Raw genomic sequence first — 12468 nt, forward strand, 5'->3', positions numbered from 1 at the left:
CAGGCATAAAAAAATCAGGAGCAAAGAGAGAGAATGCAGAACGAGACGCCTGAAGGACAGAAGCAAGCGGCAGGCACTCAGGGGACACTCTGGGAACAGCAACCACCAAAGGATGAAAATCAGCTCGCCGCTCATGTGGAGAAGCTGCGGCATCAGATCGAGGAGGCCAACTATCAATACTATATCGAGGACAACCCGACCCTGACTGATGCCGAATATGACCAGCTCATGCGGGAACTGCAACAGATCGAGCAGGAACACCCCGAGCTGGTCTCACCAGAATCGCCCACACAGCGAGTCGGCAGCACACCAACACAGGAAGTTCCCCAGCATCGGCATCCGGTCCCGATGTTAAGCCTCGCCAATGCACGCAACGAAAAAGAGCTGCGCGAATGGTACAAACGCGCAAAAAACATTCTTCCCGACGCGACCTTTTCTTACGTCTGCGAACTCAAAATTGATGGTCTGGCAATGGCTCTGACCTATGAAAAAGGAAAGCTGACAATTGGTGCGTCCCGTGGTGATGGTATGGTCGGTGAGGACTGGACCCCCAACGTGCGCACCATTCGCACCATCCCGCAACGCCTGCGCGGCGACAGAATCCCAGATCGAGTCGAGGTGCGCGGCGAAATCTATATGTCTATCGATAGCTTTGAGAAGCTCAACGCCGAGATCACCGGTGGCAAGCTCTTTGCCAATCCACGGAACGCCGCTGCCGGCTCGCTGCGCCAGAAGGACCCGCGTATTACCGCGAGCCGTAATCTGAACTTCTTTGGGTATCAGATCGGCTATATTGACGGAATGCAGGTTCACTCGCAGTGGGAGACACTACAACTGCTCAAAGAATGGGGCTTCCCTGTCAACCCGAATATTCAGCTTGCGCACTCGCTGGATGAGGTGCTTGAGTACTGCAACAAATGGGAAAATGAGCGCTTCAACCTGCCCTATGAGATTGATGGCGTGGTTATCAAAATTAATGATCTGGCACAGCAGGAAGAGCTGGGGGTTGTTGCACGTGATCCTCGCTGGGCGATTGCTTTCAAATATCCACCAACACAGGTAGCAACCAGGCTCCTGGATATTCGCGTCAATGTAGGACGCACCGGCTCGCTGAACCCGTGGGCCATGCTTGAGCCGATCAACATTCGTGGCGTGACCGTCTCGCGGGCTGCCCTGCACAATGAAGAAGATATTCAGAGGAAAGACCTGCGCATTGGTGACTGGGTACTGGTGCAGCGCGCCGGTGAAGTGATTCCCCAGGTCGTCAAGCCCGTCATCGAGCGCCGAACCGGTCAAGAAGAGGTGTACCATCTACCGGAAAACTGCCCGCGCTGTGGCACGAAGATTGTGCGTATTCCAGATCAGGCAATGGCTTATTGCCCGAATCCGCACTGTCCGGGACGCAACTTCGAGAGCATCACACACTTTGTCTCGAAGCCTGCAATGGACATCGATACTATCGGCGAAAAGACCTGCGAGCAACTTGTTGATGCGGGCCTGATCCAGACCGTCTCTGACTTCTACAACCTGACAAAAGACCAACTCCTGCAGCTTGAGGGCGTCAAAGAGAAGAGCGCAAACAACATGATTGGCGCGATCGAGGCCAGTAAGAGTCGCCCGTTCTCGCGGTTGCTCTTCGCTCTGGGCATTCGCTACGTCGGTGAGAAGACCGCGCAGATTCTGGCAAACACCTTCGGCGACATCGACCAGCTAATGAATGCCTCTGAGGAGCAGATCAACGCCATTCCGGGCATCGGTCCGAAGATCGGCCATAGCGTCTATACATGGTTCCAACAGCCCGCGAATCGGGACCTGATTCAGCGCCTGCGCGCGGCTGGCGTGAATATGAAGGAAGAGCGTCACGGTCAGGATGGCCCGCTTGCCGGTCAGACCTTCCTGCTTACCGGTCGCCTATCCAGCATGTCACGCCCGAAGGCAGAGGAAGCAATCAAGCAGCTCGGCGGCACCATCGCAACGGGTGTTAGCAAATCGCTCAATCATCTGATCGTCGGAGAAGATGCCGGTTCCAAGCTGGCAAAAGCACAAAAAGCCGGCGTCCCCGTCCATGACGAGCAGTGGCTACTCGATCTGCTTGCCCAATATCAGCAGAAAGCCGAGGCATAGCGTGGAAGAAACCTGGGGAAGACTGCACGCCTTTGTCCGGCTTGAACCCGAGACGCTTCAGGAGCTGTTGCAACCAGTCTTCCCCGGGAAGCGCCCTGCCAGCATCGAGCTGCTGACAGAGGGACATTGCAATACAAACTATAAGATCACCTTCCCAGACTCCACAGAGGCCGTTGTCCTGCGGATCTATATGCGCGATCAGGGAGCCTGCCGGAAGAATCTCAACCTCTTCCGCCTGCTCTATCCGCATGTTCCGATACCGGAGGTGCTCTATGCGGACCCCGACATGCAGCGCTTTGACAAACCCTACGCAGTGCTGCGCTGGATTGAAGGTCCACTGTTGAGCAAGATACAGAAGCACGGCACCGAGGCAGAGCTTGCGATCTGTGCCTATGCCGTCGGCCAAACGCTGGCCCAAATCGGAAGCTATCGCTTTCCAGAGGCGGGTATTCTTGGCCCCGAGCTGACGGTGATAGAGCCATTCCAGCGGCCTGACACCTTTCTCACACTACTTGAGGAGATCTGGACGGATAGTCCGGCTGTAGAGCGCCTCGGCTCAAGAGAAACCACGTGGCTGCTGAACTTTGTGCAACGCAATAGTTATCTGCTTGTGTCTGGCTCCGACGCTATCCCACGGCTGACGCACGGAGACTACAAGGGAATCAACATCCTGGTACGGCCACAGAACGGAAGCTGGCAGACAGCCGCCGTGCTGGACTGGGAATTCGCCTTCGCGGATACACCACTCTTCGATATTGGCAACATGCTCCGCTACGCGCATCGGCTGCCGCATAGCTTTGAGCAAGCCTTTATTCGCGGCTATCGTGAATATGGGGGCTTTCTTCCGCCAGCCTGGCGTATCATCGCGAAACTGCTGGATCTGCTCAGCCTGTCGCAATTTTTACAGCGGCCCACCGCCAGCGCCGGCATGATCGCCGAGGTCAGAGAGTTGATCCTGCATACACTGCACACATTCGATAGAAAAGAAGAGATGTATGGTACAGATTCGTGATCTCTCCCTCCAGGATGAGGCCGCTGTGGAAGCGGTGGCGCGTATCCTGATCGCCGGTTTCGCAGCCTCGTCTCCTACGTCCTGGCCCGATCGAGACAGCGCCCTGGAAGAGATTCGTGAAAACACCGGGGATGGCTTTATCAGCCGCATCGCCATCGATGAGCAGAACAGCGTGCTTGGCTGGATCGCCGGAAGCAGCGCCTATCACGGCAGAGTCTGGGAGCTGCACCCGCTGGTCGTTGATCCTGTCTGCCAGGGGCGCGGTGTCGGGGCGGCGCTGGTCCGTGACTTTGAGGAGCAGGTGCGCCAGCGCGGCGGCCTGACCATCACCCTGGGCAGCGATGACGAGACCGGAAGAACTTCGCTAGCCGGAATCAACCTCTTTCCGAATATCTGGGAGCATGTGGCGCGCATCAAAAACCTGAAGCGCCATCCCTATGAGTTCTACCAGAAGCTCGGCTATCGCATTATCGGCGTTATTCCCGATGCCAACGGCCCCGGCAAACCAGATATTTTGCTCGGGAAATCGCTCTACTGGCCGGAGCAGGAATACAATAAAAAAGGGTAACGAGCAGAGCACCCGTTACCCTCGCTTCCCTTCAACATGCTAGACATATTTCATGTCAAGGAAGCGGCTTCGCAGCCTGTGGACCTCTTCTTTCACATCCTTCCCGCGAATGGCATCATGCATTAACTGCGCCAGTTCGCCCATCGCCTTCTCATCCATGCCGAAGCGGGTCATCTCTGACGTGCCGATACGCAAGCCAGAGGGGTTCCGAGGATCGCTATCGCCGGGCAACATGTTGTAGTTCAGAATAATATCGTTCTCCTCAAGGCGTTTGGCAACCTCGACGCCGCCACCCCACTCGGCGACATTGACCGCGATGATATGGCTCTGTGTGTACCCGAACTCACGTGCTTCGACTGGCGTTCCCAGTTCGTCCAGCGCACGTCCGAGAGCCTGCGCATTGCGAATAATCTGCTGTGCATACTCGCGACCATACTGCTTCATCTCGCGAGTGGCGACAACCAACCCGGCCAACGAGTGCAGATGGTGGTTACTGGAAGAGCCGGGGAACACCCCGCGATCAGCCACCGCCCAGTACTTCTTCTCGGCCTCGGGACTCTCAAGATTGCTCAGAATCACGCCACGCTGCGGGCCGGGGAAGGTCTTATGTGTGCTGCCCGTCATCCAGGTCGCGCCCTCACGCAGCGGATCTTGAAACTGGCCGCCCGCGATCAGGCCAAGCACATGGGCCGCATCATACAACACAGGGATCTTCTTTGTTTGACAGAACGCCGCCACCTCAGAGAGCGGCTCGGGGAAGAGGAACAGGCTTTTCCCCATAATCACCAGTTGCGGAGAGACCGTATCGATCAATTCGATCGCTTTCTGCGCGTCCACGTGATAGCGATCCTCGGTCAGGGGCAAATAATGAAGGTGGACGGACTTCTCCGAACCAAGCTTGAGAAGCTGCCCGCGGTTCTGAATACGACGTCCGATCACCCCGACCGGTCCGTGACTGATATGGCCGCCTGCATCCGTTGAGTTCGCGACAACAGCATCACCACCACGCAAATAGCCAAGCGCGATCGCCGTATTGGCCGCGTTTCCACTAATCGGGCGCACATCTGCCTGTTTCGCGCCGAAAAGCTCGCATATTTCACGGGTCACCATTGACTCGATCTCATCAATATACTTTGTGCCCTGGTAGTAACGAAGCACTTTCCCGGGCTCATTGGGGTGGCCTTCCGCATAGCGTCCCATAAAATCGGAGTTCTGCACACGACGTACAGCGGGGCTCTGTGCGTTCTCACTGGCAATCAGGTTGATGGTCTGCTTCTGCCGCCACTCCTCCTGACGCGCCAGAATGGCTTCAAGGTCATGTATATCTACGGTCATGTATTCAACTCTCCCGTACGCTAAAAAAAGAACTGGTAGAAGGTCCGATTCAAGTATAGCAGGGAAAGGACAGTGAAACAATAGACAGTACGATGCCCCCTGACAAGCACTGAGGCATAGGATACCCTGTTGAATAAACTGCACATAGCTGATATACTAATCCTACTACACAGGATATGTATAGCAGAAAACGTTCCTGTACCAGCTAACAAACCGGCCGAAGAACAATGTCACGCGTTGCAAAAGGTGGTCTATGGTCAGACCCCGATGCGGCCTGACAGACCGCCTCTTGCTAGAAAGACAGGAGGATTTCGGGCTTATGAAGGTATATAGTGCGGAACAAATTCGCAACGTAGCGTTAATTTCCCACGTTGGAGCCGGAAAAACGTCGGTTATCGATGCAGCGCTGTATGATAGCGGTGCGGTGACTCGTCAGGGCAAAGTCGATGACGGCACCTCGATTCCCGACCACGACCCCGAGGAACTCAAGCGCCGGATGTCCTTAAACACGAAGGTGATCCCCGTCGAATGGCATGACCACAAACTCAACTTCATTGACACCCCCGGTTATATGGACTTTGTCGGCGAAGTCAAAGCAGGCTTGCGCGTCGCAGATGCAGCCCTGGTTGTTGTGACTGCGGAAAAAGGGGTAGAAGTTGGTACCGAACTGGCATGGCAATATGCGAACGAACGCAAGCTCCCCCGCATGGTCCTTGTGAATAAGCTCGATCGTGAGAATACATCGTTTGAACGCGCCCTTGAATCGCTTCGAGCCCAATTCGGACATTCAGTGGTTCCGCTGCAAATCCCGCTCGGCGAACAATCCAGCTTCCACGGTGTGGTGGATCTGATTTGCAGGAAAGCCTACACCTTTGAAGGCGGCAACGCCGTGCAAGAGGTATCCATCCCCGCCGATTTGCAGGATACCATCAATACCTATCGTGAGCAGCTCATTGAATCGGCTGTCGAGAACGATGACACCTTGATGGAAAAGTTCCTCGAAGGCGAAGAACTCTCCGATGATGAATTGCTCTCGCTCGTTCGACAGGGAACCCACGCGGGCCAACTGATCCCCGTACTTTGCGGCTCAGCGACAAAAAATATCGGCATTCAGACGCTGCTTGATGCCCTTATCGATTATCTTCCAAGCGCGGCAGAGGCCGTTCCAGAGGATGCAAAACGCTTCGGGGACGAGATGTCGGCGCTTGTCTTCAAGACATCAGTGCAGCAGGTTGGCACAATTACAACCTTCCGTGTGTATACCGGCAGCCTCAAGCCCGATACGCTCTTCTACAATATTCAGACCCAAACGCCCGAGCGTATTGGACAGATGACCGTTCCGCGTGGCAGATTACAGGCAGAGCCCACAAACGAGATCCCGGCTGGCGATTTTGGTGCAGTAACCAAACTAACCAACACCCATACAGGCGATACCCTGACCAGCAATAAAGCGGTTACAACCCCGCTGGGCCCGATCGACTTCCCGCAGCCCTGCTTCACACTTCGCGTGACACCAAAGAGTCAAAGCGATCTGGATAAGATGGGACAGGCTCTTTCTCGTATCGTTGAGGAGGATCGCACACTCCGCGTGGCCCGCGACCCGGAGACGGCAGAGACTCTGATCTCCGGTATGGGCGAGACGCACCTTCAGATCGCGGTCGAGAACATCAAGCGCAAGTTCGGCGTTGACCTGCAAACCGCAGAGCCACATATCCATTACCGTGAGACGATCCGCAAGAAGGCAAAAGCCAACGGTCGCCATAAGCGCCAGACAGGCGGTCACGGCCAGTTCGGTGATGTCTGGCTGGAGATTGAGCCACTTCCACGCGATAGCGAACAGACCTTCATCTTTGAAGATCGCATCGTGGGCGGTGTTGTGCCGAACCAGTTTATCCCGGGCGTTGAGAAAGGCGTGCGCGAATCGCTCAAGCGCGGCTTTGTGGCAGGCTATCCGATGGTCTATGTCAAGGTCGCGCTCTATGACGGCAAGTATCACCCGGTTGACTCCTCGATTCAGGCCTTTGAGGTCGCAGCCTCACTCGCCATGCAAGAGGCGGTCCCCCACGCGAACCCCGTGATCCTTGAGCCGATCATGGATGTGTCCATTGTGGTTCCTGAAAACAATATGGGCGACGTCATGAGCGACATCAACACCAAGCGCGGGCGCGTGATGGGCATGGAGCCACTGGAAAACGGGATGCAGAAGATTACCGCTCAAGTGCCACAGGCCGAGATGCTGCGCTATGCGACCGACCTGCGCTCGATCACTCAGGGCCGAGGCTCCTTCACGATGGAGTTCGCCCATTATGAAGAGGTGCCAGGCAACGTTCAGCAAGCCCTGGTCGCAGAACATCAGAAGGCTGCCAGCTAGACATCTGAAACCTCCCAGAAAAGAATGCGTCCTCCCCGTTGGGGAGGGCGCATTTCTTGTTTTCGCTGAATTACATCTTGCGGCGCAGGCTGTTGACTCCGTAGAGCAGCAACGCCAGCACCAACAGAATACAGGCAATCAGGCAGACACCATTCCACTTCGCAAAGCTCCACCCAAACGCTCCAAGCGCTGAACCAATCGAGCCACCGACAAAATAGAACACCATATAGACCGTGTTCAATCGATTGCGCGCAGCCGGGTTCAAACTGTAGATTCGCGCCTGATTCGAGACCTGATTCGCCTGTGAGCCCAGATCCAGCAGGATCACGCCAATAATCAGCCCCCAGAGGAACTGGCCGGTCAGCCAGAAGATCACAAACGAGACCAGCACAATACCAAGCGCAAAGCCAACCGTCAGGCGCGGATTATGTCTATCCGCAATCCGGCCCACAAGCGAGGCAGCAAGCGCTCCAACAACGCCAACCAGCCCGAAAGTTCCTGCAACATCGCTGCCATAGTGGTATGGCGGCGTCTCCAGGAAGAACGAGAGTGTTGCCCAGAACGCACTAAACGCACCAAACACCAGCGCACCGATACAGCTTGCCTCGCGCAACACCGGCTCGGTGCGAAACAGGCCCCAGAGCGATTTAAGCAGTTGCGGGTAGCTCATATTCGCCTGCGGGTACTCTTCGGGTAGCAGGAAATGCAGCGCTACCGCCAGCAAGATCATCATGGCTGCCGCGATCCAATAGACGACTCGCCAGCCGAGCTGTGCACTTATAAAACCGCTGAACGTTCGCGCAAGCAGAATACCAATCAGCAGCCCGGTCATCACCACACCAATCACGCGCCCGCGCTCCTGAGGATGCGCCATTCCCGCCGCCATCGGGATAATCAATTGTGGCACAATCGTGGTTGCACCAACGGCAAAGCTTGCAAGAGACAAGATCAGAAGCGATGGAGAGATCGCAACGGCGACCAACGCCAGCGCAACCAGCACCAGCATCAGACAGATCAGCAAACGCCGTCGATAACGATCCCCAAGCGGGATAATAAAGAGCAAGCCAGCGGCGTAACCAAACTGTGTCAAGGTCGCCACAAAGCCGATTTGCCCTGCTGTTACCGAGAATGTTCGCCCCATATCAGGCAAAACCGGTTGAATATAGTACAGGTTCGCGACCGAAACGGCACAGGCAAAAGCCAGCAACCACGCGAGCTTGCGCGGCATCCGTGTTTCTTTTGCCTGTGCGGTCTCAGCCGCCGCTGTCGGGGCTATCACATCAGACATGGAACTATCGACCTCCTTCGATCTATCCCGAATACAACGCCGAAAAGAAAAGAGGAAAAAAGACAAAAAAGAATCAGAACGGCGAGCGCCGCCTGATTTTCAGTAGACCCCACTACATTTTTGCACCATCTGGCTCCACACTGAGGCAAAGATGATGCAAGCAAACGATGTGATACACGTTATATCACCCGACCTCGACAGACGTCAACCGGAAAAAACGTCAGCTAATTCAACATGCAACGTTCCTCTGATATTTCTTTCGAGAGTATTTGCCGCATAAAGGGAACCTCACGCCGCAAGATTTCAATCTCCTCTTGCAGTCGCTGGCGGGTGGATGTCAGCTCCAGCAGGTGTTGCTTGACCTCATTCTGAATCTCAAGGAAGTACGCAATAAAGTATGAAAGATCCTCGGGCAATTCAGGGAGCGCAACGGTGTTCCCTTCTTCGTTCATGCACTCAAGGACCATATTCAGATAGCGAAGAAAGAGCGAGTTCGCTTGCGTCATAGGTGGATACAGCATCTCATCCGGCTCTGCGTCGTCATATAACAGCTCAACAACACCTGATAGGTAGGGGGTTGTCCGATGCAACTCGACGATCCGAAAACGCTGTGTGCCAACCGCCATCAGCGTATAGCGATCATCGGGCAGTCGTTCCAGATTATGAATCACAGCCATCGTGCCTACCGAAAACGGTTCCTCCTCCAGATAGACACTTTCCGGCTTCGCCAGTACCACCCCGAACGGCATATGATCCCGCTGACAATCCGTAATCAGCGAGCGATAACGCGCTTCAAAGATATGCAGCGGCAAAGCCGTTCCGGGGAAAAGGACGACATCGAGCGGGAACAGCGGTATCTCAATATCCGACATCGACATCAGGTCAGCGCTCCTCTCAAGCAAGCCTTATCTCATTCGCCACATGCATCAATCACCGCATCACGAACAGACCCGCGAGTTTGTCGTATTGCTCTATTGACGCGAAACGATTCAAAATCCACAGACATTATACCATGTTGTAGAGAGTCGTCTTGCTTGAGCCCCTGCGCCCTCCGCCTGAGCCATGTGCTTAGCGCTGTAACCCCCATCGTTCTCGCAATCGCCGTTCCAGCGTCGCAAACAGCAGCGAATCGATAATCACACCAATAGCGATAATCACCAGCATCACTGCCAACACCTTCGCGGCATCATTCAGGTCGCGACCCGCCTGAAGCTGGTTTCCCAGACTCAGCGAGGCGAAAAGCAGTTCACCGGCCATCAACGAGCGCCACGCGAAGCCCCATCCCTGCTTAAAACCATTCAAAATCGCGGGCATAGCAGCAGGCAGAATCACCTGAGTCGCCAGTGCGATTCCCCGAGCTCCAAGCGTTCGAGCGGCGTTCAGGTAGATGGGCGGCGTGTTCTTGATGCCGTTCACCACACCAAGCGTGATCGAGAAGAGCGCACCCATCACGACCACAAAGATGATAGCCTGCTCGCTCAAACCAAACCAGAGCACAGCCAGCGGCAACCAACACACGCTTGGCAGCGCCTGTAACCCCATAACCAGCGTCCCAAGAGTCTCTTCAGCGACACGTACCCGCCCGATCAAGATGCCAAGCAGCACCCCGATCACCATTGAGATCGCGTAGCCAATAAGCATGCGTTGCAGGCTTACCAGGCTTGCCAGCACAAACAGCCCCGACTGAAGACCGAGAATCAGTGCATTTAACACTTCCAACGGCCCGGGTAGGGCATATTCCGGCCAGATGTGCAGCGACACAATGCCCTGCCAGAACAACACTACAGCAATATAGAAGACAATCCGTCGCACCCATGTGCCGACCGACAGACGCCGCTCCGCCGGTGCCGCTACCTTAATCGCTTTCGCCATGCTTCACCTCACCCATTGCCTCTTTCAGGACCGCCAGAATCTCGCTGGCCTGTTCCATCAATTGATAGTTCTCAAGGGAGCGCGGACGCGGCAATGTAATGCGGAACTCGCGCACAATACGCCCCGGACGCGGCGCGAAGACCAGCACCCGATCACCCAGAGCAACAGCTTCCCGCACGTTATGGGTCACGAAGAGGATCGTCTTGCGCGTCGATGACCAGATCTCTTCCAGTTCGGCCTGCAAGCGGTCGCGCGTCAGTGCATCCAGCGCGCCAAAGGGCTCATCCATGAGCAGGATCGCCGGGTTGAGCGCCAGAGCCCGCGCAATCGCGACACGCTGCCTCATGCCGCCCGAGAGCTGATGCACATAGCTCTTCTCAAATCCATGCAAATGCACCAACTCAAGGAAATGTCGGGCCTGCTCGGTGCGCTCTTTCGGCGGAACCCCTGCCTGACGCAAGCCAAACTCAACGTTACGCAATACGTCGAGCCAGGGGAACAGGGCCGCATCCTGAAACAACAGGACCCGGTCCGTACCCGGGCCCTGAATCAACTTGCCATTTGCCCGGACCTGCCCGCTACTCGGGAGCTCTAACCCCGCGATAATACTGAGAAGTGTCGATTTACCGCATCCGCTCGGGCCAAGCAGACAGACAAATTCGCCGGGCTTCACATCCAGATCAACCGGCAAAAGCGCCTGAACAGCTCCCGTTCTTCCATGATAGAGCTTTGATACCCCTTCCACCTGCAATGAGATGCCGCCCGCAGGCTCATGCTTCGATTCGATATCATGTTTCTCTTTGACCAGTTGTCGCTGAAACATCGCCCATTTCTCTCCTGTGCGCTTTTACGCTGCTATCTCTTCCAACCCCTTTGAACGCAGTACGGTGTTTAACTCCTGAAGCTGAAAGATCCCCTCAAGCTTTGGCTTCTCCTGCCCGAGAAAGCCCAGCGTATACGCCCGCTCCGCAGACTGCACGATCGTCTGCGCCAGTGGATCATAGGTTACATCAAGGCGTGCATAGGCAGGATCAAGGATCTGCGCCGGGAATGGCTTTCCGGTAACACGCTTGATCTCCTCATTGACAAGCCGTTTCGCCAGGGAAGGATCTTTCTGTATCGCGAGCACGGTTTCAACATGCGCCTGTAAAAATTGCCGGACCAGGTCGGGATGCTTCGTCAGGAACTGCTTGCGTACAACAACAATGGTGGTCGCGAACTTGCCGCCCGGCCAGAGCTGACGTTCATCCACAAGAATACGCCCTTTCCCCTCAACGATCAGGCGACTGGCCCAGGGTTCAGGAACCCACGCGCCATCAAGTTCCCCTCGCTTGAACAACGACAGGATATTCGGGTTCTCGGTCGGGACAACCTGCACATTTCCACCTTTATCGGTGGTTTGCAGACCATTCTGTTGCAGGTAATAGCGTAGCGCCACGTCCTGCGTACCGCCAACCTGAGGAGAGGCAATCTTTTTATTCGCCAGATCTTTCGCCGTCTGAATATGCGCATCTGGACGAACAACCAGCAACGCCCCACCGCTGGAAGCTCCGGCAATAATTGCCAGCGCATCGCCATGACTCTTGATATACCCGTTAACCGCGGGATTCGGTCCCACATAGCCAATATCAATATCACCCGCAAATAAGGCCTCAATCAAAGATGGACCAGCATTAAACGCTGTCGTCTTCAGTTTCAGCTTCTCCCCGATAGCCTTTTGATACGAGCCCTGAGCGATTCCCACGATCGCAACCGCATGCGTGAGGTTCGGGAAATAGCCCAGGCGCACTTCAGAGGGATTGTCACCGCTGGCCGCGGTTTGCCCTCCACAGCCAGCGATAACAACCAACATCAAGGGAAGAAAGGAGCTGAGAAACATGAATCTTTTCTGTCTTTTG

Annotated in this window: 10 protein-coding genes; 4 read left to right on the forward strand and 6 right to left on the reverse strand. The window is 55.4% G+C overall.

What is annotated here, in order from left to right; all coding sequences use genetic code 11:
• Positions 1-33 precede the first annotated feature (33 nt).
• The 3 genes from ligA to EI42_RS01435 are packed head-to-tail and all read left to right on the forward strand — an operon-like array spanning position 34 to position 3704.
• On the forward strand, positions 34-2124 hold the full coding sequence (gene ligA, locus EI42_RS01425) for an NAD-dependent DNA ligase LigA (protein WP_111318057.1): 2091 nt from the start codon (positions 34-36) through the stop codon (positions 2122-2124).
• 1 nt (position 2125) lies between these two features.
• The gene (locus EI42_RS01430) at positions 2126-3136 is read left to right on the forward strand and encodes a phosphotransferase family protein (protein WP_170142274.1); all 1011 of its coding nucleotides are present in this window, start codon (positions 2126-2128) and stop codon (positions 3134-3136) included.
• A complete protein-coding gene (locus EI42_RS01435) occupies positions 3120-3704 on the forward strand; it encodes a GNAT family N-acetyltransferase (RefSeq protein ID WP_111318062.1) in 585 nt (194 codons plus the stop codon). Before EI42_RS01430 ends, EI42_RS01435 begins: the two co-directional genes overlap by 17 nt.
• A 39-nt stretch (positions 3705-3743) precedes the next feature.
• Here the strand turns inward: EI42_RS01435 and EI42_RS01440 are convergent, their stop codons facing one another.
• Complete coding sequence (locus tag EI42_RS01440; protein WP_111318065.1) at positions 3744-5039, reverse strand: serine hydroxymethyltransferase; 1296 nt, start codon at positions 5037-5039, stop codon at positions 3744-3746.
• Between the two features lie 319 nt (positions 5040-5358).
• Between EI42_RS01440 and fusA the strand changes: the two genes are divergently transcribed.
• Positions 5359-7410 carry an elongation factor G gene (fusA, locus tag EI42_RS01445; protein WP_111318068.1) on the forward strand — a complete coding sequence of 684 codons (2052 nt, stop codon included), beginning with the start codon at positions 5359-5361 and terminating at the stop codon, positions 7408-7410.
• A 70-nt stretch (positions 7411-7480) separates the two neighbouring features.
• Here the strand turns inward: fusA and EI42_RS01450 are convergent, their stop codons facing one another.
• From EI42_RS01450 to EI42_RS01470, 5 genes are all read right to left on the reverse strand, one after another.
• Positions 7481-8698, reverse strand: coding sequence for an MFS transporter (locus EI42_RS01450; RefSeq protein WP_174843900.1), 1218 nt, complete (start codon positions 8696-8698; stop codon positions 7481-7483).
• A gap of 224 nt (positions 8699-8922) precedes the next feature.
• Positions 8923-9576 (reverse strand): LON peptidase substrate-binding domain-containing protein, encoded by a 654-nt coding sequence (locus tag EI42_RS01455; protein ID WP_111318071.1) that lies wholly within the window; start codon positions 9574-9576, stop codon positions 8923-8925.
• A gap of 190 nt (positions 9577-9766) precedes the next feature.
• Positions 9767-10570 (reverse strand): ABC transporter permease, encoded by an 804-nt coding sequence (locus EI42_RS01460; protein WP_111318074.1) that lies wholly within the window; start codon positions 10568-10570, stop codon positions 9767-9769.
• Complete coding sequence (locus EI42_RS01465) at positions 10554-11393, reverse strand: ABC transporter ATP-binding protein (protein WP_111318076.1); 840 nt, start codon at positions 11391-11393, stop codon at positions 10554-10556. Before EI42_RS01465 ends, EI42_RS01460 begins: the two co-directional genes overlap by 17 nt.
• Positions 11394-11417: 24 nt before the next feature.
• Positions 11418-12449, reverse strand: coding sequence for an ABC transporter substrate-binding protein (locus EI42_RS01470; RefSeq protein ID WP_111318079.1), 1032 nt, complete (start codon positions 12447-12449; stop codon positions 11418-11420).
• Positions 12450-12468 lie beyond the last annotated feature (19 nt).

This window comes from Thermosporothrix hazakensis (genome assembly GCF_003253565.1).
In the GTDB taxonomy this organism is placed as follows: Bacteria; Chloroflexota; Ktedonobacteria; order Ktedonobacterales; family Ktedonobacteraceae; genus Thermosporothrix; species Thermosporothrix hazakensis.

Bases quoted from the DNA above. Each gene is read 5' to 3' on its own strand.
- ligA (WP_111318057.1), top strand. From the start codon at position 34: ATGCAGAACGAGACGCCTGAAGGACAGAAGCAAGCGGCAGGCACTCAG.
- EI42_RS01435 (WP_111318062.1), top strand. From the start codon at position 3,120: ATGGTACAGATTCGTGATCTCTCCCTCCAGGATGAGGCCGCTGTGGAA.
- EI42_RS01440 (WP_111318065.1), bottom strand. From the start codon at position 5,039: ATGACCGTAGATATACATGACCTTGAAGCCATTCTGGCGCGTCAGGAG.
- fusA (WP_111318068.1), top strand. From the start codon at position 5,359: ATGAAGGTATATAGTGCGGAACAAATTCGCAACGTAGCGTTAATTTCC.
- EI42_RS01450 (WP_174843900.1), bottom strand. From the start codon at position 8,698: ATGTCTGATGTGATAGCCCCGACAGCGGCGGCTGAGACCGCACAGGCA.
- EI42_RS01455 (WP_111318071.1), bottom strand. From the start codon at position 9,576: ATGTCGATGTCGGATATTGAGATACCGCTGTTCCCGCTCGATGTCGTC.
- EI42_RS01460 (WP_111318074.1), bottom strand. From the start codon at position 10,570: ATGGCGAAAGCGATTAAGGTAGCGGCACCGGCGGAGCGGCGTCTGTCG.
- EI42_RS01465 (WP_111318076.1), bottom strand. From the start codon at position 11,393: ATGTTTCAGCGACAACTGGTCAAAGAGAAACATGATATCGAATCGAAG.
- EI42_RS01470 (WP_111318079.1), bottom strand. From the start codon at position 12,449: ATGTTTCTCAGCTCCTTTCTTCCCTTGATGTTGGTTGTTATCGCTGGC.